19 protein-coding genes and 4 tRNA genes are annotated in these 22,256 nt (G+C 62.2%); 11 read left to right on the forward strand and 12 right to left on the reverse strand.

The features are described 5' to 3' along the window. Positions 1-9 precede the first annotated feature (9 nt). Positions 10-2,571: a putative bifunctional diguanylate cyclase/phosphodiesterase gene (locus QMG46_RS18845; protein ID WP_281849406.1), complete on the reverse strand. Its 2,562-nt coding sequence runs from the start codon at positions 2,569-2,571 to the stop codon at positions 10-12. A 12-nt stretch (positions 2,572-2,583) separates the two neighbouring features. Then, on the reverse strand, positions 2,584-3,066 hold the full coding sequence (locus tag QMG46_RS18850; protein ID WP_281849407.1) for a Ycf46 family AAA ATPase: 483 nt from the start codon (positions 3,064-3,066) through the stop codon (positions 2,584-2,586). Positions 3,067-3,303: 237 nt separating this feature from the next. Between QMG46_RS18850 and QMG46_RS18855 the strand changes: the two genes are divergently transcribed. Further along, positions 3,304-5,376 carry a 3-hydroxyacyl-CoA dehydrogenase NAD-binding domain-containing protein gene (locus tag QMG46_RS18855; RefSeq protein ID WP_281849408.1) on the forward strand — a complete coding sequence of 691 codons (2,073 nt, stop codon included), beginning with the start codon at positions 3,304-3,306 and terminating at the stop codon, positions 5,374-5,376. Positions 5,377-5,705: 329 nt separating this feature from the next. Here the strand turns inward: QMG46_RS18855 and QMG46_RS18860 are convergent, their stop codons facing one another. The 5 genes from QMG46_RS18860 to QMG46_RS18880 all read right to left on the reverse strand — a co-directional run bounded on the left by QMG46_RS18860 (position 5,706) and on the right by QMG46_RS18880 (position 10,721). Then, positions 5,706-6,290, reverse strand: a complete 585-nt coding sequence (locus tag QMG46_RS18860; protein ID WP_281849409.1) for a DUF2058 domain-containing protein — start codon at positions 6,288-6,290, stop codon at positions 5,706-5,708. A 40-nt stretch (positions 6,291-6,330) separates the two neighbouring features. Next, the gene (locus tag QMG46_RS18865) at positions 6,331-6,549 is read right to left on the reverse strand and encodes a SlyX family protein (RefSeq protein ID WP_281849410.1); all 219 of its coding nucleotides are present in this window, start codon (positions 6,547-6,549) and stop codon (positions 6,331-6,333) included. A 3-nt stretch (positions 6,550-6,552) separates the two neighbouring features. Continuing rightward, entirely contained in the window at positions 6,553-7,890 is a 1,338-nt protein-coding gene (locus tag QMG46_RS18870) for a UDP-glucose dehydrogenase family protein (protein WP_281849411.1), read from the reverse strand. A 127-nt stretch (positions 7,891-8,017) separates the two neighbouring features. Next, entirely contained in the window at positions 8,018-8,776 is a 759-nt protein-coding gene (locus tag QMG46_RS18875; RefSeq protein ID WP_281849412.1) for an FKBP-type peptidyl-prolyl cis-trans isomerase, read from the reverse strand. 175 nt (positions 8,777-8,951) lie between these two features. Then, positions 8,952-10,721: a cation:proton antiporter gene (locus QMG46_RS18880; RefSeq protein WP_281849413.1), complete on the reverse strand. Its 1,770-nt coding sequence runs from the start codon at positions 10,719-10,721 to the stop codon at positions 8,952-8,954. A 198-nt stretch (positions 10,722-10,919) separates the two neighbouring features. Here QMG46_RS18880 and QMG46_RS18885 point away from each other — a divergent pair. From QMG46_RS18885 to QMG46_RS18895, 3 genes are all read left to right on the forward strand, one after another. Then, a tRNA-Ala gene (locus QMG46_RS18885) sits at positions 10,920-10,995 on the forward strand. A gap of 9 nt (positions 10,996-11,004) precedes the next feature. Continuing rightward, positions 11,005-11,080 (forward strand) — tRNA-Glu (locus QMG46_RS18890). A 30-nt stretch (positions 11,081-11,110) separates the two neighbouring features. Further along, positions 11,111-11,187 (forward strand) — tRNA-Asp (locus QMG46_RS18895). Positions 11,188-11,259: 72 nt separating this feature from the next. Here QMG46_RS18895 and QMG46_RS18900 read toward each other — a convergent pair. Together QMG46_RS18900 and QMG46_RS18905 are read right to left on the reverse strand one after the other, a co-directional pair. Beyond that, positions 11,260-11,739 (reverse strand): DUF1249 domain-containing protein, encoded by a 480-nt coding sequence (locus tag QMG46_RS18900; RefSeq protein ID WP_281849414.1) that lies wholly within the window; start codon positions 11,737-11,739, stop codon positions 11,260-11,262. Between the two features lie 27 nt (positions 11,740-11,766). Beyond that, a complete protein-coding gene (locus tag QMG46_RS18905) occupies positions 11,767-12,582 on the reverse strand; it encodes a posphoenolpyruvate synthetase regulatory kinase/phosphorylase PpsR (protein WP_281849415.1) in 816 nt (271 codons plus the stop codon). 233 nt (positions 12,583-12,815) lie between these two features. Between QMG46_RS18905 and ppsA the strand changes: the two genes are divergently transcribed. From ppsA to QMG46_RS18925, 4 genes are all read left to right on the forward strand, one after another. Beyond that, on the forward strand, positions 12,816-15,203 hold the full coding sequence (gene ppsA, locus QMG46_RS18910) for a phosphoenolpyruvate synthase (protein WP_281849416.1): 2,388 nt from the start codon (positions 12,816-12,818) through the stop codon (positions 15,201-15,203). 170 nt (positions 15,204-15,373) lie between these two features. Continuing rightward, positions 15,374-16,090 (forward strand): signal peptidase I, encoded by a 717-nt coding sequence (lepB, locus tag QMG46_RS18915; RefSeq protein WP_281849417.1) that lies wholly within the window; start codon positions 15,374-15,376, stop codon positions 16,088-16,090. 77 nt (positions 16,091-16,167) lie between these two features. After that, positions 16,168-16,257 (forward strand) — tRNA-Ser (locus QMG46_RS18920). A 330-nt stretch (positions 16,258-16,587) separates the two neighbouring features. Next, entirely contained in the window at positions 16,588-17,295 is a 708-nt protein-coding gene (locus tag QMG46_RS18925) for a PP2C family protein-serine/threonine phosphatase (RefSeq protein WP_281849418.1), read from the forward strand. Positions 17,296-17,307: 12 nt separating this feature from the next. Here the strand turns inward: QMG46_RS18925 and dnaQ are convergent, their stop codons facing one another. Genes dnaQ through QMG46_RS18940 form a run of 3 tightly spaced genes read right to left on the reverse strand, consistent with a single transcriptional unit; the run spans position 17,308 to position 19,205 of the window. After that, positions 17,308-18,039, reverse strand: coding sequence for a DNA polymerase III subunit epsilon (dnaQ, locus tag QMG46_RS18930; protein ID WP_281849419.1), 732 nt, complete (start codon positions 18,037-18,039; stop codon positions 17,308-17,310). Next, complete coding sequence (rnhA, locus tag QMG46_RS18935) at positions 18,036-18,479, reverse strand: ribonuclease HI (RefSeq protein WP_281849420.1); 444 nt, start codon at positions 18,477-18,479, stop codon at positions 18,036-18,038. Before rnhA ends, dnaQ begins: the two co-directional genes overlap by 4 nt. Before the next feature lie 45 nt (positions 18,480-18,524). After that, a complete protein-coding gene (locus tag QMG46_RS18940; RefSeq protein WP_281849421.1) occupies positions 18,525-19,205 on the reverse strand; it encodes a class I SAM-dependent methyltransferase in 681 nt (226 codons plus the stop codon). 203 nt (positions 19,206-19,408) lie between these two features. Here QMG46_RS18940 and gloB point away from each other — a divergent pair, with 203 nt between their 5' ends. The 3 genes from gloB to QMG46_RS18955 are packed head-to-tail and all read left to right on the forward strand — an operon-like array spanning position 19,409 to position 22,252. Continuing rightward, complete coding sequence (gloB, locus tag QMG46_RS18945; protein WP_281849422.1) at positions 19,409-20,176, forward strand: hydroxyacylglutathione hydrolase; 768 nt, start codon at positions 19,409-19,411, stop codon at positions 20,174-20,176. Beyond that, entirely contained in the window at positions 20,173-21,417 is a 1,245-nt protein-coding gene (locus tag QMG46_RS18950) for a LysM peptidoglycan-binding domain-containing protein (RefSeq protein ID WP_345781776.1), read from the forward strand. The genes gloB and QMG46_RS18950 overlap by 4 nt, the downstream gene beginning before the upstream one ends. A gap of 52 nt (positions 21,418-21,469) precedes the next feature. Then, positions 21,470-22,252: an enoyl-ACP reductase FabI gene (locus QMG46_RS18955; protein WP_281849423.1), complete on the forward strand. Its 783-nt coding sequence runs from the start codon at positions 21,470-21,472 to the stop codon at positions 22,250-22,252. The last annotated feature ends 4 nt before the right edge of the window (positions 22,253-22,256 follow it).

The following is a 22,256-nucleotide window of genomic DNA, read 5'->3' on the forward strand; positions in this document are numbered from 1 at the left end:
GCTGGCAAGTCAATCGCCGGCGGTGGCGATCAGACGCTGGCGCTCGGACAGCAGTTTCTCAAAGGTGGGCACCGGCAGCGGGCGGCAGAACAGATAGCCCTGCAATTCGTCGCAGTGGTTGTTGCGCAGGAACTGCAGATGCTGTTCGATCTCCACCCCCTCGGCCACGACACCGCGCTTGAGGCGGTGAGCCATCTCAATGGTGGTACGCACGATTGCTTCGTCGTCCGGATCGACGCCGATATTGCGCACGAAGCTCTGGTCGATCTTGATCCGGTCCGCCGGCAACTTGCGTAGATAGTCCAGCGAGGCCGCACCCGTACCGAAATCGTCGATCGCGATGCGGCAGCCGAGCTTGTGCAACCCGTGCAGGTTTTCCATCAGATTCGGCGCGGCCTTGATGCTGATGCTCTCGGTGATCTCCATTTCCAGCAGGCCGGGATCGAGCCCGGTTTCCTGCAAGACCGAGGAGACCACGTCGAGGAAATTGGGCTGCATCAACTGCACGGCGGACAGGTTCACACCGAGGCGCAGCCGCAACCCGAATTTTCGCTCCCACTCCTGGGCCAGACGGCAGGCCGCGCGTAGCACCCACTCGCCGATCGAAATGATCAGCCCGGTTTCCTCGGCCAGCGGGATGAAGAAACCGGGGCCGATGTAGCCCAGCTCCGGATGCTCCCAGCGGACCAGCGCCTCCATGCCGACGATGTCCTCGGTCTTGGCATCGACCTGCGGCTGGAAGAAGACGCGCAGCTCGCCGTTGCTCTCGGCATGGCGCAGGCGCGATTTCAGCGCGAGATTCTGCTGCTGCGCCTGTTCGGCGCTGACTTCGTAGATCTGAAAATTATTGCGACCCAGGCTCTTGGCCGCGTACATCGCCTCATCGGCGTGCTTGAGCAAGGTTTCCGCATCGTCGGCGTCGTCCGGATAGAAGCTGACGCCGATGGAGGTGGTGACCTGCAATTCGGTACCGTCATCGATCCGCAGCGGTGCCTGCATGACCTGCACGATCTTCTCGGCGATACGCAACACGTCTTCGTTCTTGACGATGTGCCGGAGCACCACCACAAATTCATCACCAGCGTAACGGGCCACGGTGTCGGACGCGCGCACGCTGGTCCGCAGGCGCTGGGTGGCGGTGATCAGCACCTGATCGCCCACGGCATGACCGAGCGTGTCGTTGATAGTCTTGAAACGATCCAGATCGACGAATAGCAACGCGAAGCACTCGCCCGTGCGGGTCGCCTCGCGAATGATCATGTCCAGGCGATCGTTGAACAGCAGCCGGTTGGGCAAGCCGGTCAGCGCATCGAGCAGGCCTTCGGCACGTCCCTGCTCCCGCGTGCGCTTGAGTTCCAGCGCATGCGCGAAACGCGTCGCGGCAATGCGCAAGGTTGGTCCGAGAATGTCCATATTGCCGAACGGATGATGCGTGCCCACGAGCAATGCACCAAGCACATTGCGCCGCTCGTCGAGCAAGGGCAGACCGGCAAAACCATTGAGAGCAAGCTGTTCGAGCAACGGATCGACCGCGGCCAGACGGCGCGCATCACCCTGGTGCAGCATCGGTTGACCATTGAGTACCAGACGCAGCGAGCTTTGCAGGCCGGGGCTCGGCCAGGTCTGGTTTTCGCCGCGCCACAGCTGCAACAGCTGGGTAGGTGCGCTGCTTTCTTCCGGCCGCGCCGACCATAGTGCGAAGTAATCCAGGTCCAGAGCGTCGTAAAGCAGTTTGGCAGCCGCCTCGACGCCATCGTCGCCGCCGCCCGAATTGAACAGACGCGTGAGCAGATCCAATGCGGGTTCCGCGCGTGCGGCCGGGCGGTCGCTGCGAAACGAGAACGCTACCGCATCCCGCCCCTGGTGCCTGACCTTGCGTGCATTGGCCTGGCCGCTATCGCTGCCGCTGGCCGAAAGACGCTTGCAACGATGCCATTGGCGAGAGCCTTCGCCGATCAGCTTGTGGAGGTCTGCCTGTTCGAACTGGAACAGCTCGGCGATCGGTAGCCTGGACAGCCGCGCCAACGACAAGCCGCTATGGCGAATCATGGCGACGCTCGACTCGATGATCCGTTCGCGCACCGGGTCGACTACCACCCACTCGGTATCGGCCTCGTCGAACGCAAAGCGATAGTCGCCGCGATCGCCCGGTGACGCGGTCGCCGTCGGCAGCGCCACGACCGGCGCGGACAGGTGCGCAAGACGCCGCCAGCGACCGATCAGCTCGTTGGCGATCTGCGACGCATACAGCCAGTCAGCCACTTCGGCAGGCAGCTCGCTGGGCTTCAGCCCTGAGCTTTCGGTCAGTATCAGCAGCAGCGGCGTTGCCGTGCACGATGGCCATTGGCGTAGCGTTTCGACGTTCTGGCGCGTGTGTCGCGCGTCGCCGTCGCAAACCAGCACGGCCAGATCGAGCTTGGGCTGTTCCTGCAGCAACTGACGGGCATGGGTGAGATCGCGCGCCGAATAGACCACCGGGTGCAGTTCTTCGTGGTCGAACAGATCGAACAGCTCCCGGCGCAGCTCACGCTGGGCGGCTATGATCAGAACACCGGTGGCGGCCTTGTCCATAAGGTTGTGTCGTTAGAGCAGCCAGCGCCCGTCGCGCAGACGCGGACGGACTTCCGGCTTGGCTGCGCAATCGACGCGCACCAGCACGTCGGCAAGGGTATTGAGCAACCCGTTCGGCGCGTCGAGCAACACGACGCGGCGCACCTGTTCGGTCTGGCTACGGGCAAGCTGGCGTAGCAGGCTCAGTTCGGAGGCTGCCAGGGGCGTGGGGATGCCCCGAAACAGATAGACGCCAAAATGGATGCTCTGCTGTACAAAGCGCAGCGCCTGTCCCAGCCGCTGGCTACCGGGCACGCGAGCATGGGCTTCGCGAAGATTGTCCAGCCCCGTCTCGGGCAACCATAGATAAACCGACTGCCCGGAATGGCGTACCAAGGCCCGGAACTGGTCGATCAAGGCATCGGTATCCCCACCATCGAGCGCAAGCAGCCCGCCGGACGCAGCGAGGATGCGCTCGAAGATATCTGCGCCGACGGGTGCGGCGGGGGTGGCCAAGGAAGTATTCATTCGATGCGTAAAATTGCGCACTCCAGGAGCGAGCACAATAGCTAAAGCCGCATTCCTATCGATTGGCGGCATTTTGCGAACCGATTCATGCGGTAGCGCACAACGCGGATTCGCCCCGGCTTCCCGGGCACGGCTAAAGAACCGTTTCCGGTGCCGGCCCTCGTCTCGCAATCATCGCTACGGGAAGGTATGGTGAGCAGCTTCTAAGCCACGTCCCCTATCACCATGTTCGAAGGATTGCGCTTCAACCATTGGAAGACGAGCCTGGACGACAGCGGCATCGTCACCCTCTCCCTCGACCGGGCCGACGCCCATGTCAACGCGATCTCGCGTGACGTGCTCGACGAGCTGGGTCAGATCGTCGAACGCCTGGCGATCGAAAAGCCTGCCGGCGTGCTGATTCATTCGGCCAAGCCCTTTGGCTTTGCGGTGGGCGCCGATATCAAGGAATTCGTGAAGTACGCCCAGCATGGCAGCGTGCTGGAAAACATCGAGAACGGCCAGCGCGTCTATGAAGCCCTGGCGCGCCTGCCCTGCCCGACCGTCGCCGCCATCCACGGCGCCTGCATGGGCGGTGGCACCGAGCTGATCCTGGCTTGCCGCCAGCGTGTGGCGGCCGACGATGAGAAGACCCGGATCGGCCTGCCCGAAGTCATGTTGGGCATCCATCCCGGTTGGGGCGGCACCGCTCGCCTGCCGCGGTTGATCGGTGCGACCGAAGCGCTGCCGATCATGCTGACCGGCCGCGCCCTGTCGGGCAAGCGTGCCCTCGCCCTGGGCCTGGTCGACCGGCTCGCCCCTCCCACCGAGTTATTGGCCGAAGCGCGCAGCCTGCTGCGCCGCCCGCACGCTCGTCCTTTCGCACTGCGAGCCAAGGCCTGGGCAACCAATATCTGGCCGGTGCGTCAGGTACTCGCGCCCATGGTGCTCAAGCAGACCGCCGCCAAGGTACGCAAGGAACACTATCCGGCGCCGTTCGCCACCATTGACGTATGGCGTCGCGGCGGCAGCAGCATCAACCAGCGTCTGAAATTGGAGGCCAAATCGGTCGCCAAGCTGGCGCAGACGCCGACGGCGCAAAACCTGATCCGCATGTTCTTTCTGCAAGAGCGTTTGAAATCGCAAGGCAGCGGCATCGAGCACGGCATCGAGCATGTGCACGTCGTCGGTGCAGGCGTCATGGGTGGCGATATCGCTGCCTGGGCTGCCTTCAAAGGCTTCAACGTCACGTTGCAGGACCGTGAGATGAAGTTCATCCAGCCAGCGCTGGATCGTGCGCGCGAGCTGTACGAGAAGAAACTCAAGAACCCGGACAAGGTACAGTCCACGATCGCCCGTCTGCGTGCCGATGTCGAAGGCAACGGCATCAAGGAAGCGGACCTCGCCATCGAGGCCATCTTCGAAAACGCGCAAGCCAAGGAAGCGCTCTACGCGACGATCGAGCCGCAATTCCAGGCCGACGAAATCCTGGCCAGCAATACCTCGAGCATCCCGCTTGCCGAACTCAGCAAGGGTCTGCAAAAGCCCGAGCACTTCCTCGGCTTGCACTTCTTCAATCCGGTCGCGCAGATGCCGCTGGTGGAAGTGGTGCGCCATGACCGCCTCGACCCGGCGTTTGAAAAGCGCGCACTCGCCTTTTGCAAAGCGATCGGCAAGTTGCCGATCGCGGTGAAAGGCACGCCCGGCTTCCTGGTCAACCGCATCCTGATGCCGTATCTGCTCGAAGCGATGCGCCTGTACAACGAAGGCATCCCAGGCCCGGTGCTGGACAGGGAGGCGAAGAAGTTCGGCATGCCGATGGGGCCGATCGAACTGGCCGACACCGTCGGCCTGGATGTGTGCGCCTCGGTCGGTAAGGAGCTGGCACCTTTCCTCGGCTTGGAATTGCCGGCGGGCCTGGAAGACAAGCTCGAAGCCGGCAAACGCGGCAAGAAGGACGGCCAGGGGCTTTATACCTGGCACGAAGGCAAGCCGCAGAAACCGGAAGTCGACCCTGATTACGTTGTGCCAGCCGATCTGCAGGACCGCATGATTCTGCCGATGGTCAACGAAGCGGTTGCCTGCCTGGGCGATGGCGTGGTCGATGATGCCGATCTGCTCGATGCGGGCGTCATCTTCGGCACGGGGTTTGCGCCGTTCCGTGGTGGTCCAATTCAATATCTGCGCAGCGAAGGTGTTGGTGTAGTGCGCGGGAAGCTCGAACGGTTGGCGCAGCGTTATGGCGAGCGCTTTGCACCCAAGGGTGGGTGGGAGCATCCGGCGTTGGCCAAGACGGGGTTTGAGTTTGAGGATGTTTGAAGTTGGGTTTTGAGGGGGTTTTGTTGCCTCCTCATATCTCGTCGCCCCGGTGAAGGCCGGGGCCCGGCGTCTTTCACCTTTGACGCGAAACTTCCTACTTCGTCATTCCGGCGCAGGCCGGATTTGTGCCCGAGGTGTCGTGATCCTGAGGACTTAAAGCCCCCCTCACCCTAGCCCTCTCCCCCGGCGGAGCCAGGGGAGAGGGGACTGACTGACGGTGCCTCAGTGTTACGCATTCGCGATACCTGCTCCCTCTCCCCTGGCTTTGCCGGGGGAGAGGGTTGGGGTGAGGGGGTGGGTGCTTGCTACTGACAAGCGGCCCTACCACCTCACCACATCAAATCATCCGGCACGCCATCTTCGCCGACACCGCCAGCACTAGGGTCGACCAGCAAGGCGACCATATGCGCATCGATGTCGCGCACTTGCTCGGCGATCGCGCGCGTCACGACAAAATAGCGACCATTCTGCTGCACCACGCCGAGTTCGCCCGTGTTGATCGCGACAAGCTGCGCGGCATCGAGATAGACGCGACGGATCTTGCCGCCGTATTCGAAATGGCGAGCCTGATCGGCGTCGGCCTTGTTCAACGATTGGTCCTGCAGCAGTTTTTCGATTTTCTGCTTGCGCTCGCGTTTCAGGCGCGCCTGCTCGGCGGCCTCCTGTTCGGCACGCTTGCGCTCGGCCGCTTCGGTTTGCGCGCGCACCGCATAAGCCTTGGCCAGATCGATCTCGCCGTCCTTGCGCGGAGCGTTCTGCTGCTGCGGTTTACCGTGCCCGCGATGCGCAGGCTTGCCCTGATGCGACGGCTTGCCTTGCGGCTTGCCGGCGAGCGGAGACGAAGCGCGCTTCTCTTCGCGCACCTGTTTGACGATGCCGCTTTTGAGCAGCTGATCGCGCAGGGATTCGGCCATGATCTTGAACTCGTAGAACGCTCAGGAAGAAAAGGAAAACTTAGTAATGCGGGGGCGGCGGTTCGCTTTGCGGATCGTGCCCCTGCGACAGGCGCATCGTCGATAGCTCGCTACGCAGATCGCGGATGATGCGCTCCAACGCGGCAATACGCTGTGACTGATCCGCATCGGCGGCTGCCAGGGCGTTGACCGTGTCGTCGATGAAGGTGAGTTTCACCTCCAACTCGGTCAGACGTTGCTCGAGCGTGAGATCGGACAAGTCTTAAACCCTCAAGCTTCGGCCACGGCCGATACCGTAGTACGCCAGGCCGGCTTCTTCGACCTGCTTGGGATCGTACAGATTACGGCCATCGAAAATCGCTGGACTGCTCAGGCTGGCGCGAATGCGCGCGAAATCGGGGCTGCGGAAGGCTTTCCATTCGGTGACGATAGCCAGCACGTCGGCGCCGCTCAAGGCTTGATAGGCGTTATCGCAAAGCCTCAGATCGTCGCGATCGCCGTAAACGCGATGAGTCTCCTCGCGCGCCTCCGGATCGAAGGCCTGCACCTTGGCGCCCGCCTCCCACAACGCTTCCATCAACCGACGGCTCGACGCCTCGCGCATGTCATCGGTGTTCGGCTTGAAGGCCAGACCCCATAGGGCAACGGTCTTGCCGGCGAGCTGGCCATCGAAGTGCTGGCTGATCAGCTCGAACAGCTTGAGCTTCTGGTCGTGATTGACCGATTCGACGGCAGCGAGCAAACGCGCGTCGTAACCGACGCCGCGTGCCGTACGCTCGAGCGCCTGCACATCTTTCGGGAAGCACGAGCCACCATAGCCCGCACCCGGATAGATAAAGTGATACCCGATACGCGGATCCGAGCCGATGCCCTGGCGCACCAGCTCCACGTCGGCACCTACACGTTCGGCGATATTGGCGATCTCGTTCATGAAACTGATCTTGGTCGCCAGCATCGCATTGGCGGCGTACTTGGTCAGTTCGGCCGAGCGCTCGTCCATGACGACGGTGCGCTCGTGATTGCGGTTGAACGGCGCATAGAGCTTGCGCAGCACATTGATGGCGCGTTCGCTGGAGCTGCCGATGATGATGCGGTCGGGGCGCAGGCAATCTTCGACCGCATCGCCCTCTTTGAGAAACTCCGGGTTCGACACGACGTCGAATTCGACGGCGGCACCACGCGCGTTCAACTCACCGGCCACCGCATGGCGTACGCGATCGGCGGTACCGACCGGCACGGTGGATTTATTGACTACGACGGCGTAACGATCCAGATGCTGGCCGATGGTCCTGGCCACGCTGAGCACGTATTTCAGATCGGCGCTGCCGTCTTCGTCCGGCGGCGTGCCAACGGCGATAAAAATCACCTGACCGTGCTCGATCGCCGGTTGCGGATCGGTGGTGAAATCCAGTTGCCCGCTGGCGTGGTTGCGCTTGACGATGGGCTCCAGGCCCGGCTCGTAGATGGGAATCTCGCCGCGCTTCAGGCGCTCCACCTTGCCCGCGTCGATATCGACGCAGACCACGTGATTGCCCATTTCAGCCAGACAGGCGCCAGTGACCAGACCTACGTAACCGGTGCCGAAAATGGTGACTTTCATCGTCGCGGGGATTCCCGAAATCTCAAGACGACCGATTTTAGCAGGCCGCTGCTGGCTAATTCACAAAAAACAACGGGGCGCGAATCGCTTCGCGCCCCGTCGGATGGTGCTTGGTAACGCCGTGGGCTTACTTGCCCGCGCCGTCGCCGCCGCCAGCCGGGGTCGGACCGGTCTTGACGAGGGTCACGTCGAAGATGATGGTCGCGTTCGGCGGGAAGCCGTTCTGCGGCTGTGCGCCGTAGGCCAGGCTCGACGGGATGAAGAACTTGTAGTGACCGCCGGTCTGCATCAGCTGCAGGCCTTCACGGAAACCCGGGATCACGCCAGCGAGCGGGATCGAGGCCGGGCCACCACCTTCGTGCTTGGACGAATCGTCAAACGCTTCGCCATTGACGAAGGTGCCGACGTAGTTGACCTGCACGGTGTCGTTCGGACCCGGGCGTGCACCCGAACCCTGGCTGATGACCTGGTACTGCAGGCCCGAAGCCGTGGTCTTCACGCCAGCGGCGGACTTGTTCTTGGCGATGAAGGCGTCGCCTTCGGTCTTGTTCTTGGCGGCCACCTGGGTGTACTCGGCCTTGGCCTTGGCCTGCAGCTGGGTCACGAAGGCTTCCTTGGTCGCCTTGTACTCAGCTTCCGACATGGTCGGCTTCTGGCCCGACAACGCGGACTGGACAGCGCGGGCGACGGTCGCCGGATCAACTTCGTCGCGCACGAGCGGCGGCAACGAGCTGGCCAGATCCCAACCGACCACATAGCTGGCCTTGGTCTTGTCGACCGTGCCCGCTGCGCCCGACTTGGCGGCCTGAGCGTGGACCCCGGCGGTCATACCCAGCGCAACGGCCAGAGCGGCCGCCGTCAGCGTGGGACGCAGAAAATGCTTCATTTGGAACTCCCTCGTGATTGGATGTGCCGGCACGAACCGGACGGGCCTCCCCGATGGAGGCGCAACGCCCATTGTGCGGTGCCTTTCCCGTCTTAGCAACGAGCAAAGGCGTTGACCGTTCATATGCGCAAAGGTTCGTGACGCAGATCAAAATCGTCTGTTTTTACGATTTTTTCTATAGATGACGGTGATCTGACGGCTCGGTCTTGTCCAAAGTGTCGCGCAAGGCCGCCTGCAGGCGGGCATGCACCTGCACCAGCACCCGCCACAGCAGCCAGGTCAGCACCAGCCCGATCAAGACCAGCACCAGCGCCACCTCGCGCGGCGGCAGAATGGTCGAAGCGAGCGCTGCCACAAGCAGGGCCAGCACGGCCATCGCGGCCAAGGGCACCAGGCGTGCCAGTACGGCACGAATCTTCACATTGTGCTGCCCGCCCACCCGCTCCGGGATGCTCAACTCGGCCAGCAGCATGCCCAGCGCATTGGCCTTGCGATACGCCGCCACGATCATCGGCAACGACAGGAGTGCTGCAATCGACCAGGCTACCGTACGTGACACCAACAGCCTGCCGTTGAAGATGTCCCAATGAAAATACCCACGCCGATACAGGTAGGCCATGATCAGGAACACGGCGACCACGAGCATCATGTTGATGATGACGTGCCAGACCAGGCGACGGATCATCTTCATGATGATGGCGCCCTGCCCCGAAAAACTGATGCTGCCCATCCAGTCGGTATAGGCGCTGAAGACACCGGTCAAACCTGAAGGCAGACGGCGCGCGAGCAAGCCCGATAGTGGATCGGAGGCGCGTATGAGATAAGGCGTAAGAAACGTGGTGATCGCCGACACCGCCACCGCGATCGGATACAGAAAACCGCTGGTCACTTTAAGACTCAGGCCAAGCGACGCGATCACGAACGAGAATTCGCCGATCTGCGCCAGCCCCATGCCTACACGCAGCGATGTACGCCCGTCCTTGCCGGCAACGAACACACCGAAGCTGCAGGTGATCACTTTTCCCAGCACCACCGCAATCGTGACGATGGTGATCGGCCACGCGTATTGCACCAGCACTTTCGGGTCGATCAGCATGCCGATCGCCACGAAGAAGATCGCGCTGAACATGTCGCGCACCGGCCCGACAATGCGCTCGATGCGACGCACGCTGGTCGACTCGCCAACGATCGCGCCGATCAAGAAGGCGCCCAGCGCAACGCTGTAGCCCATTTGCGACACCAGCAGGCAGAAGCCGAAACACAGGCCAAGCACGGCAATAAGCAACACATCGTCGCGGCTGACGCGGGCGATGTAGTCGACCACGCGGGGCACCATCAAGAGGCCAACGACCAACGACACGGCCATGAACAAGGTCAGTCGACCGACCGCCTCCATCGCCTCGCCCGCCGCCAGATCGCCCGTGCTGGCAATGCCGGTGAGCAGGGCCATCAAGACGATGGCAAGCACGTCCTCGATGATCAGGATGCCGAAGATCACCTGGGCGAAGCCCTCGCGCTTCAGGCTCAGATCGCCCAACGCTTTCAGAATGATCGTCGTCGAGGAAATCGACAACATCGCGCCAAGGAACAGCGAGTCGATCGAGCTCCAGTCGAAGAAGCGCCCGATCTCGTAGCCCAGCCACAGCATCAACACGATTTCGCACACCGCCGCGACCAGTGCCGCACCGCCGACCTCGCGCAATTTCTTCAGGCTGAACTCCAGCCCCAACGCGAACAACAACAGGATCATGCCCAGCTCGGACAGCGTGCGAATGGTGTTTTCGTCGTGGATGAAAATGATCGAGTTCGTATAGGGCCCGACGACCACGCCAGCGATGATGTAGCCGAGCACTACCGGCTGACGCAGGCGCTGGAAGATCACCGTAGTCAAACCGGCAACCAGCATGACGGTGGCGAGATCCTGTATGAACTGAAGTTCGTGCATTGCGATTCCCATCGAGCGACAAGCCAAGACTAACAGCCGCTCTTCGATGCTCAATCACGCCATGTACGACGCATGCGTCATGGCAAGAGATCGCTATCCGCACGCCGGCAACATCGGCGCAAACTTTTTAGAATTTTTTTGTCACGAACCCTTGACGAAATCCCGAACCCCTTTTATTCTTTCGGGCTTCCAGCGGCTGGGGCCATAGCTCAGCTGGGAGAGCGCCTGCATGGCATGCAGGAGGTCGGCGGTTCGATCCCGCCTGGCTCCACCAACTTGAATTGTCCCCATCGTCTAGAGGCCTAGGACATCACCCTTTCACGGTGGCGACCGGGGTTCGAATCCCCGTGGGGACGCCAAGTTGGAGCCACAGTAGCTGGAAGCAATACGGAGCGGTAGTTCAGTCGGTTAGAATGCTGGCCTGTCACGCCGGAGGTCGCGGGTTCGAGTCCCGTCCGCTCCGCCATTAACGAAAAGCCCGCCTAGTGCGGGTTTTTTGTTGTCTGCCTTCCGGAATGACCTTGGTAGTCGCGACAAGCTAGCCGTGGATCTCCGGCTCGGGAATGCGTTCCAGCGTGCCGATCGAATGCCCCTGCTCCGACAGGTACTCCAGCCAACGGGTCAGGAAACCGTTCATGCGAAGGCGGTGCTGAAGCACCGTGTGTGCGGGCGCGAAGGGTCCCAATACCTGCCACAGATGCCGTCCCGGATGGCAATGCAGGGCCTCGGCCACATGGGCGTCGGTATACATGCGCAACTGGGCGGATGGCGACGGTTGGCCAGTCTGCTGATCGATAAAGTCGTAGGTGAGCTCGAGTTCCAGCGTATAGGGATGACATTCCTGGATGTGCAGGTGCACGTCCAGGCCGTCGTCCACGCTCGATACGTAACGCCCGGGCGTCAGCTTGTGCGGCGCGAACAGGCGCGCCAGCCGGTGATAATTTTCCGCATAGAGGCCCATCAGGAAACCGAAGCGGCCTGGCAATAGCGCATTGCGGCTGTCCAAAACGACACTCATGGGCGGTATTTCACTCTCGGGCGATAACTAGAACATGGTCCGCTCGATGCCGAAGCGGTCGAAAATCTTGCTGGCGATTTCTTCAATGGAGACGTGGGTCGTGTTGAGGCTGGGGATCCCTTCCCGCCGCATCAGCTTTTCAGCCTGTTCCAGCTCCCACCGGCATTGCTGGATCGTCGCATAACGGCTGTTGGCGCGTCGCTGTTCGCGGATCTGCGCCAGGCGCTGCGGTTCGATGGTAAGCCCGAACAGGCGGTCTTTGTACTTCAGCAACCGGGCGGGTAATTCGAGCTTGTCCAGGTCGTCGTCGGTCAGGGGATAGTTGGCGGCGCTGACCCCGTAATGCAAGGCCATGTACAGACAGGTCGGCGTCTTGCCCGAGCGCGATACCCCGATCAGGATCAGATCCGCCTGCCCGTAGTCGACATCGATGCCGTCGTCATGTGAAAGCGCGTAGTTAGTCGCGTTGATGCGCGCCTCGTACTTTTCGAAGTCAACCAGACCGTGCGACCGGTTCACCGCACCCGAGCGCTTGGCCCCCAGTTCTTCCTCCAGCGGACCGATAAATGGTGCGAAAACGTCCATCATCAAGGCCCCGCTGGTCGCGACGATGTCGCATAGCGAGCGATCGGCCATGGTATTGACCACGATGGGCTTTTCACCCGTCTGCGCGTAGCGTGTCTTGATACGCAGCGCGGCGGCTTCCGCCTTTTGTGCGTCGTCGATGAATGGGAGGCGGTGCTTGTCGAACTGCACGCCCTCGAACTGCGCCAGGATACTGTTGCCGATCGTCTCCGCGGTAATACCAGTGGAGTCGGAGATGAAAAAAACAGTTCGCTGCATGAGTCGTCCTGGGTGTTCGGGCGGGTTGTTGGGGAACCATAGCGCAAGCCTGCAGACCTGTCTTTGCTTGACTTTCACCTGACTGGTATTGCGTTGGCTTGGTATCTGAAGCCAATGGTCTTCTTGTGCCGCGCACCATTGGCAGCGGACAATACCAGTTCTTTGCGACCGGTTTTTGCCTTGAAGCCGGTCTCTCAACCGCATCACCCATTAGAGCTCTTAAGGAGACTCCCTTGAACGATTTGGTGCTTTGGCTCGACACGCTGCGCATGACCGACCTTGGAAAGGTCGGCGGCAAAAACGCGTCGCTCGGCGAAATGATCGGCAACCTGGCCAAGCTTGGGGTCTCGGTGCCGGGCGGTTTCGCCACCACCGCCGATGCCTTCCAGCAATACCTGGAAAAGAGCGGCGTGGCCAAGCGTATCCAGGAGCGCCTGACCGGCCTGGATGTCGACGATGTACAGGCGCTGGTCGCCGCGGGCAAGGAAATCCGCGAATGGGTGACGGAAACGCCCCTGCCCGCCGAGCTGGACAAGGCCATCCGCGACGCCTACATCAAGCTTTGCAAGGATGCCGGCGCCGACAATATCGCCGTCGCCGTGCGTTCCTCGGCCACCGCCGAAGACCTGCCCGACGCCTCATTTGCCGGTCAGCAGGAAACCTTTCTCAACGTGGTCGGTATCGAGGACGTACTGCACAAGGTGAAGGAAGTCTTCGCCTCGCTATACAACGACCGCGCCATCGCCTATCGCGTGCATCAGGGCTTCAAGCACGAAGACGTGTTCCTTTCCGCCGGCGTGCAATTGATGGTGCGCTCGGATGTGGGCGCGTCGGGCGTGCTGTTTACGCTCGATACGGAGTCGGGCTTCCGCGACGTGGTCTTCGTCACTGGCAGCTACGGCCTGGGCGAAATGGTCGTGCAGGGCGCGGTCAATCCGGACGAGTTCTACGTGTTCAAGCCCACGCTCAAGCAGGGCAAGCCCGCAGTGCTGCGTCGCCAGCTCGGCGCCAAGCAGTTGCGCATGATCTATTCCAGCGCGCCGGGCGAACGCGTCAAGACCGAAGACACACCGGTCGAACTGCGCAACAAGTTCTGCATTACCGATGCCGACGTCGAGGAACTCTCGCGCCAGGCACTGGTGATCGAGCAGCATTACGGCCGCCCGATGGATATCGAGTGGGCCAAAGACGGCAACACCGGCAAGCTGTACATCGTGCAGGCCCGCCCGGAAACCGTGAAGTCGCGTGGAAACGCCACGCAGCTGGAACGCTTCCACCTCAACGAAAAAGGCAGGGTACTGGCCGAAGGCCGCGCCATCGGCCAGAAGATCGGCTCCGGCAAGGCGCGCGTCGTGCGCAACCTGGACGATATGAGCAAGGTGCAAGCCGGTGACGTGCTGATCGCCGACATGACCGACCCCGACTGGGAGCCGGTGATGAAGCGCGCTTCGGCGATCATCACCAATCGCGGCGGCCGCACGTGCCACGCGGCGATCATCGCGCGCGAGCTCGGCGTACCTGCGGTAGTCGGCACCGGCAATGCGCTGGAATTGATCCCCGATGGCAAGGACATCACCGTGTCCTGCGCCGAAGGCGATACCGGCTTTATCTACGAAGGCCTGCTGAAGTTCGATCGCGTGACTGCGGACCTGGGCGATATGCCCGAGGCACCGCTGAAGATCATGATGAACGTCGCCAACCCGGAGCGCGCCTTCGATTTCGGCATGCTGCCCAATGCAGGCATCGGCCTGGCGCGTCTCGAAATGATCATCGCCAGCCATATCGGCGTGCATCCAAAAGCGTTGCTCGAATACGGCAAGCAGGACGCCGCGACCAAGGCAAAGATCGACGAGCGCATCGCCGGCTATGCCGACCCGGTGAGCTTCTATGTCGATCGTCTGGCCGAAGGCATCGCCACCATCGCCGCCTCGGTGTTTCCCAAGACGGTGATCGTGCGCCTGTCCGACTTCAAGTCGAACGAATACGCCAACCTGCTTGGCGGCGCACGTTACGAGCCGCATGAAGAAAATCCGATGATCGGCTACCGCGGCGCCAGCCGTTACGTCGATTCCGGCTTTGCCGAATCGTTCGGGCTGGAGTGCAAGGCGGTCAAGAAAGTCCGCGAAGTGATGGGCCTGGACAACGTCTGGGTGATGATCCCGTTCGTGCGCACCCTGGGCGAAGGCCGCAAGGTGATCGAAGTGCTGGAAAAGAACGGTCTCAAGCAAGGTGCGAGCGTCGGCGGCGAAGCGGCACTCAAGATCATCATGATGTGCGAAGTGCCGTCCAACGCCCTGCTTGCCGATGAGTTCCTGGATATCTTCGACGGCTTCTCGATCGGCTCGAACGACCTGACCCAGCTCACCCTGGGCCTGGACCGCGATTCGAGCATCGTGGCCAACCTGTTCGACGAACGCGACCCGGCGGTGAAGAAGCTGCTGGCGATGGCGATCAAGACGGCGCGCGACAAGGGCAAGTACATCGGCATCTGCGGCCAGGGGCCGTCCGATCATCCGGACCTGGCCGAGTGGTTGATGGAGCAAGGCATCGAGTCGGTGTCGTTGAACCCGGACACGGTGGTGGATACGTGGCTGCGGCTGGCCAAGAAGAAGGCTGGTTGATTGGATTCAGAGGGGCGGTGGCGACACCGCCCCTTTTTTGCGCCTCAGTTCACCACTCTCGTCATTCCGGCGCAGGCCCGGATGATGGCTAAGGGAGGTCGAAAGTCATCTGAACTCCCCGTTCCTCTGAAGGTCCGAACTTGCAGCCACCGACGCACAAGGGGATCGCCATGCGTTATCTCACCGGACTACTGACCCGCAACAAAGGCTTCCTGGCCTTCATGCTCTGCATGTTCGTCTTCCGCAGCGCGGTGGCCGACTGGAACGTGGTACCCACCGGCTCGATGCAGCCGACCATCCGCATCGGCGATCGCATCCTGGTCGACCGCGCGGCCTACGACATCCGTCTGCCGTTCACGCATATCTCGCTGCACAAGATCGCCGATCCCGCGCGTGGCGATATCGTGGTCCTCGATTCGACCGAAGCTAACGAGCGGCTGGTGAAACGCGTCATTGGCGTCCCCGGCGACCGGATTGCGCTGCGTGGCAACCGGCTGTACGTCAACGGACAGGCCGCACGCTATTCGTCGATCCAAGTCGCCGGCATCGGCGATGACCGCACCGACCCCGCGCATTACGAGCTCGAGCGCACGGGCAGCGCATCCCGCATCGTTCGCCTTTCGGACTATCGCCCCAGCGTCGGCAGCAATTTCGGCCCGGTTACCGTGCCGGCCGGGCACTACCTGCTGATGGGTGACAACCGCGACAACAGCTATGACTCGCGCTTCCTGGGCTTTGCCGGCCGCGGGGAAATCCTGGGGCGGGCCCGCTACGTGGCCTTCTCGCTCGACCCCGAACACCACTATCTGCCGAGAAAGGACCGCTTTGGCACTGCACTGGACGGCGCAGCCCAGCATTCGGGCGCCCACGCCGGGCAGGACCTTTGAGCCGTATCACAACAGTTGTCAGCTTATGGCGGAACGCGTAAAATCGCCGGCTCGCGTCGACCAACGCACACGCTTTTGGAGAGGTGGCAGAGTGGTCGAATGTACCTGACTCGAAATCAGGCGTACGTGTAAGCGTACCGTGGGTTCGAATCCCACCCTCTCCGCCAGAAATGAGAAACGCTCCCTTGTGGGGCGTTTTTTATTTCTGACGGTGACGGCTGGGTGAGAAGCCACTGGGTTCGACGGATTTGCCAAAGGCAAATCCGGACAGCCGAAGGCTGGCCCGTAGCGCGTAAGCGCGAAGGGTCAGGGCCATTCATGGCCCTGACAATCCCTCCCTCTCCGCCAGAAATGAGAAACGCCCCCTTGTGGGGCGTTTTTTATTTCTGACGGTGACGGCTGGGTGAGAACTCACCGGGCTGTCCGATATCGCGCAAGGTTTTGCACCGATCCGCTACATCCGTCATGCTTATCGCACTTGCAGCCATCAGCACATCATGATCGAGTTCGGACACGGAACCCACGTCGGCCTGCGCCGTACGCGCAACGAGGACACTTACTACGCCGACGCATCGCTGGGATTGTTCCTGGTCGCCGACGGCATGGGCGGCCATCGCCATGGTGAGGTAGCCTCCGCCCTGGTCCGTGATGCCGTGACCGACCTGGTCACCCGCGGCCACAGTCTGATCGATGCCGTGCGCGCTGCAAACGAGCGCCTGATGCAGCAGGCGCAGGCGCGCGGTAGGCATGACAGCCTGCCGATGGGTACGACGATCGCGGCGTTACGCATGACGACCGACAGCTACGAAGTGGCCTGGGTCGGCGACAGTCGCGTTTACCTATGGCAAGGACATCTGCGCCAGATCAGTCACGACCATTCGCTGGTGCAGGAGATGGTCGAGGCCGGAACACTCGACGCCTCCCAGGCAACGCGGCATCCGCAACGCAATGTGATCACGCAGGCACTGGGCATTACCGCCGCCGACCAGTTGCATATCGGCATGGCTCGTGGGCGCATGACGCCGGGCACGAGCTTTTTGCTTTGCAGCGACGGTCTGACCGAAGAGCTGAGCGACAACACGATCGCCAGCACGATCGAACGCCGCGATCTTGCGGCGCAGGAATGTATCGATCATCTTTTGCTTGCCGCGCTCGACCACGGCGGCAAGGACAACATCACCGCCATCCTTGCGCGCGTGCACTGAGGGGCTACGCGCTCAGGAAACCTTCGCTTCCAGCGCGACAGGCGCATGCTGCGCACGCCAGACGCTGCTGCCGCCGGCGCTCTTGTCGAGCGCATCGAGCCGGCCCTCGTGCAGCACCTGCTCTTCTTCGCTGGCGCGCAAAACGCGCGGCCGGCGATCGAGCCGCAGCGGAACCGCAACGTGATTGGGCCCCTGCTCAGCGGCGCCTTCAAACCCAAGATCCAGCGCAACCTGGCCCGAAGTCATGTACAGATAGACTTCGGCCAGCAGCTGCGCATCGATCAGGCCGCCGTGCAGATCGCGACCGGAGTTGTCCACACCCAGGCGCTTGCACAAGGCATCGAGGCTGTTGCGCTGCCCGGGATAACGCTCGCGCGCCATCACCAGCGTATCGAGGACGGTGCAACGATCGGCGATCTTGCCGCGACCGGCACGCTCAAGCTCCGCATCGAGAAAGCCGACGTCGAAGGTCGCGTTGTGAATGATCAGCTCGGCGCCGTCGATGAACTGGAGAAACTCGTCCACCACATCGGCAAAGAACGGCTTGTCGAGCAGGAACTCGTCTTCGATACCGGTGACCTGACGCGCGCCTTCGTCGATCGCACGTTCGGGATTGAGATAAGTCTGGTAGTTGTTGCCGGTGGGACGGCGCTCGATCATTTCCACGCAGGCGATTTCGATCAGCCGATGCCCCTGGCGGACTTCCAGGCCGGTGGTTTCGGTATCGAGAACAATCTGCCTCATGCGCTCACCTTGAACAGTTCTGCCTGCTGACGGGCGGCAACGTCGACACGCTCGTTTTCGACGTGACCGTTATGCCCTTTCACCCACTGCCATGTTACCTGGTGCGGACTCACCGCCTGCGACAGGCGCTCCCACAGGTCCTGGTTCTTTACGGGCTTCTTGTCGGCGGTACGCCAGCCGTTGGCTTTCCATTTGGGCACCCATTCCTCGATGCCTTGCATGACATAGCGCGAATCGGTGCAAAGCACGACCTTGCAGGGCCGGGTCAGGGCCTCGAGCGCGGCGATCGCGCCCATCAGTTCCATGCGGTTATTGGTCGTCGCCGGCTCGCCACCTGCCAACATCCGTTCGGTACCCTTGGCACGCAACAACGCGGCCCAGCCACCCGGGCCAGGATTGCCCAGACAGGCGCCGTCAGTAAAAGCTTGTACGTCAGTCAAACAACCACCTTAAGTTTCATAGTCGCCAAGGAATAAAGATGCCGCTCAAGCGGCACTGCGGCGCGCGCCAGGGGCCAGGCCGACACCAACGGGAGCAGCCACCGCCTTGGGGCGCAGACGCGTGGGCGTGATGGCGTGACGGCGTTTGCGCGCGATCAGCACATAGCCCCCGCCCAGGAGCGGCGTAACTCGCCATTCCTCCACCGCACCAGGCCGCCAGCGACCAACGCGCTGCACGCGCTCGACGCTGAGGTCATTGGCGCGCAGCCAGTGTTCCACCACCCAGGGCGACATCAGCGAGACCGGCGCCGGGCGCGTGCGCCACCGCAACCATGGGTTCCACACGCTGAAAGGGTGCACGCCGGTCAGCGCCAGGGTACCGCCCGGAGCCAGCACGCGGATCGCCTCGTCCAGCAGCGCGCGCGGCACGGGCGCCACTTCCAGCGCGTGCCGCAGCATGACCAGTTCGAACGACTCGTCGAGGAAAGGCAGCGGCTCATCCGCACGGCCCTTCAGGTCGCCCTGGAAGCGCCCCTGCCCCAAGGTCAGGCGTACCCAGTGGTTGAGCATGGGCAGGCCGGGCGACATATCGCCGGCCACGGCGGTCAGCAACAGCCCGTGCTTGCCGGCACAGCGCTGCAGATCGGCCGACAGGGCGACCGATTCTTCAGCGACCAGTCCGTGGAGCGGCGTGCTGGTGTAGATGTCGTTGTCGCGCTGAAGCATGCGTCGACGGCCCGGGAGTGAATCTGCAGCGCACAGTGTAATGGCTGCCGCAGCTTCGATGTGCCGGCCGACACAAGCCTGAATGGCCGCGCCAGCCTTTAACGCCTGGCTAACGAGCGGGCAAGAAGGCGGCTTTATAGTCGCTTGCCTTGCGCACGCAGGATGCATGCGTCAGTCGATACGAAACCGCAGTGGGGTCTTCCTTGCACGTCGTACCGTTACCGGCGCTTGCCGACAATTACATCTGGTTGCTGCACGACGATGCCGGTCACGCCATCGTCGTCGATCCGGGCGATGCCGCACCGGTGGAACAGGCACTGGCCGAGCGCAAGCTCACCCTGTGCGCAATCTTGCTCACCCATCACCATGGCGACCATATCGGTGGCGTGTCGGCCTTGTTGGAGCATCGTTTCGTCCCGGTCTACGCACCGAAGGACGAGCGCATCACGGTGGCCACGCAATGGGTGGCCGATGGCGACAGCGTCATCCTCGACCATCCGACCGCGCGTTTCGAAGTGATCGCCGTCCCCGGCCATACGGTCAGCCATATCGCGTTTTCCGGCGAAGATCTGCTGCTGTGCGGCGACACCTTGTTCAGCCTCGGCTGCGGTCGCCTGTTCGAAGGCACGCCGGCCCAGATGCTTGCCTCGCTCGACCGGCTGCGCGCCCTGCCGGCGCATACCCTGGTCTGCTGCGCCCATGAATACACCGCAGCCAATGGGCGCTTTGCGCTGACCGTGGAACCAGACAATGCCGCCCTGCAGGCACGGCTGGACCAGGTCGCAACCTTGCGCCATGCCGGCAAGCCGAGCGTACCCATCGCGCTGTCGGACGAGCTGGCGGCCAATCCTTTCCTGCGGGTCGACAGCCCCGATGTGATGGCCTGGTGCGCCCGGCAGGAACATGCCGCCTCCGATCGTGTCGGCCGCTTTGCGGTCTTGCGTGCTGCCAAGGATGACTTTCGCGGATGAACCCTCGACACCTTCGCCCGCTTCCTCTGGCGCTCACCAGTTTGCTTGCCGCTTGCGTAAGCACGACACCGCAACCGGCAAGTCGCGCACCCAGCATTACGCCGCCCAAGAGCACGCCGGTGGTCACCGATATCGCGCACCCGACAGGTCCTGCCGCTACCGCGGAACCGGTCGCGTCCGGCGACGTATGGGGCAACTTGCGCAACAGCTTCGCGATGGACGACTGCGACGCCGACCCGGCCATCATGAGCGCGGCCAACGCATTTACGCGCAACCCGCAGCGTTTCGAGAGCCAGCTGAGCGACGTGCTACCGCATCTCGCCTATGTGCAGCAGATTGCCGCCAAGCATCAGGTCGCCGGCGAATTCGTGTTGCTACCCTGGGTCGAAAGCCACTACCAGCCCGTGCCCGGACACAAAGGGAACCCTGCCGGCATGTGGCAGATCATGCCAGTGACCGCGCAAGCGCTGGGCATGCGCGTGGACAAGCGCTATGACGGACGCCTCGACGTGCCGCAAGCTACCGACAAGGTCATGACGCTGCTGCGCCGCTACTACGACGACCTTGGCGATTGGCGCATGGTCGATTACGCGTACAACGCGGGTGAGTTTTCGGTGCGCAACCTGACCGACAAGTACGGTACGCCCGCCGCCGATCCGGCGATTCCGCGCATGCCGGTCAAGCGCGTCACACGCGAGCACCTGATCAAGCTGCTGGCCATGGCCTGCGTCGTTCGCGAGCCCGAGCGCTTCCATGTCACCTTGCCGCAACTGCCTTCCGAACAGCGTCTGGTCAAGGTCGACGTCGACCATGCCATGCCGGTAACGCAGGCCGCCAGCCACGCAGGCATGTCGGTCAACGATTTCAAGTTCCTCAACTCCGGCTTTCGCAGCAATACGGTGGATCCGAATGTCGCGTCGTACCTTTTGCTGCCCAGCGACAAGGCCGAACAGTTCCGCCAGTCCTCCCTGCAGGCCGGCAACAGCGTCACAGATACGAACGATGCCTCGCTGGCGTCGATAAGCGACGCCGGATCGTCGGCCGATGATCAGGATTCGATCCCGGACCAAGCCAAGCACGGCAAGCACGCCAAGGCGACGACGTACAAGATCAAATCCGGCGATACCTTATCGACCATCGCAAGGCGTTACAGCGTGACCACCAAGCAGTTGCAGCGCTGGAATGGCCTGCAGGGCGCCAAACTGAAGCCGGGTCAGACGATCAAGGTCAGCGGCAGCTAAACTCCTGCGGCAGCGCCCGGCGGCGCAACTTGTCGGTCCTCAGGAGGGTGCCATGGGATTTCTTCACGGTAAGCGAGCTCTGATCGTCGGTATCGCCAGTCAGCGATCGATCGCCTGGGGCATCGCCAACGCCATGCATCGCGAAGGCGCGCAGCTTGCCTTTACCTATCAGAACGATCGCCTCAAGGACCGCGTCGACGAAGCGGCCAACGCCTTCGGCTCCAATATCGTCCTGCCATGCGACGTTGCCGAAGACGCACAGATCTCCGACATGGCGACCGAGCTCGGCAAGCATTGGGACGGTTTCGACATCCTGGTGCACTCTGTCGGTTATGCACCACGTGAAGCGCTTCAGGGCGGTTTTCTGGATAACCTTACGCGCGAAAACTTCTCCATCGCGCATGACATTTCCAGCTACAGCCTCGCCGCACTCGCCAAGGCCGCCCGACCGATGATGGCCAACCGCGGCGGCGCGATTCTCACGCTGAGTTATCTCGGTGCGGAACGCGCCCTGACCCACTACAACGTCATGGGCCTGGCCAAGGCCAGCCTCGAAGCGAACGTGCGCTATCTGGCTTTCAATCTTGGACCGGAGGGCACGCGCGTCAACGCGATATCGGCAGGTCCGATCAAGACCCTGGCCGCGGCGGGCATCGCCAATTTTCGCAAGATGCTCGATCACGTCGATGAGAATGCACCGCTACGTCGCAGTGTCACTATCGATGAAGTGGGTAACGTCGGTGCGTTTCTGTGTTCGGATCTTGCGTCGGGCGTGACCGGTGAAATCATGCATGTCGATGCGGGTTACAGCATTCTTGGGATGACTGGGGTTTGATTGC

It is taken from the genome of Dyella sp. GSA-30, from assembly GCF_027924605.1.
In the GTDB taxonomy this organism is placed as follows: domain Bacteria; phylum Pseudomonadota; class Gammaproteobacteria; order Xanthomonadales; family Rhodanobacteraceae; genus GSA-30.

Coding starts and splice junctions, on each gene's coding strand:
- QMG46_RS18880 (WP_281849413.1), bottom strand. CDS start 10,721: ATGCACGAACTTCAGTTCATACAGGATCTCGCCACCGTCATGCTGGTT.
- QMG46_RS18925 (WP_281849418.1), top strand. CDS start 16,588: ATGATCGAGTTCGGACACGGAACCCACGTCGGCCTGCGCCGTACGCGC.
- QMG46_RS18955 (WP_281849423.1), top strand. CDS start 21,470: ATGGGATTTCTTCACGGTAAGCGAGCTCTGATCGTCGGTATCGCCAGT.
- QMG46_RS18940 (WP_281849421.1), bottom strand. CDS start 19,205: ATGCTTCAGCGCGACAACGACATCTACACCAGCACGCCGCTCCACGGA.
- lepB (WP_281849417.1), top strand. CDS start 15,374: ATGCGTTATCTCACCGGACTACTGACCCGCAACAAAGGCTTCCTGGCC.
- dnaQ (WP_281849419.1), bottom strand. CDS start 18,039: ATGAGGCAGATTGTTCTCGATACCGAAACCACCGGCCTGGAAGTCCGC.
- QMG46_RS18900 (WP_281849414.1), bottom strand. CDS start 11,739: ATGAGTGTCGTTTTGGACAGCCGCAATGCGCTATTGCCAGGCCGCTTC.
- QMG46_RS18860 (WP_281849409.1), bottom strand. CDS start 6,290: ATGGCCGAATCCCTGCGCGATCAGCTGCTCAAAAGCGGCATCGTCAAA.
- QMG46_RS18905 (WP_281849415.1), bottom strand. CDS start 12,582: ATGCAGCGAACTGTTTTTTTCATCTCCGACTCCACTGGTATTACCGCG.
- QMG46_RS18875 (WP_281849412.1), bottom strand. CDS start 8,776: ATGAAGCATTTTCTGCGTCCCACGCTGACGGCGGCCGCTCTGGCCGTT.
- QMG46_RS18855 (WP_281849408.1), top strand. CDS start 3,304: ATGTTCGAAGGATTGCGCTTCAACCATTGGAAGACGAGCCTGGACGAC.
- QMG46_RS18845 (WP_281849406.1), bottom strand. CDS start 2,571: ATGGACAAGGCCGCCACCGGTGTTCTGATCATAGCCGCCCAGCGTGAG.
- QMG46_RS18870 (WP_281849411.1), bottom strand. CDS start 7,890: ATGAAAGTCACCATTTTCGGCACCGGTTACGTAGGTCTGGTCACTGGC.
- QMG46_RS18950 (WP_345781776.1), top strand. CDS start 20,173: ATGAACCCTCGACACCTTCGCCCGCTTCCTCTGGCGCTCACCAGTTTG.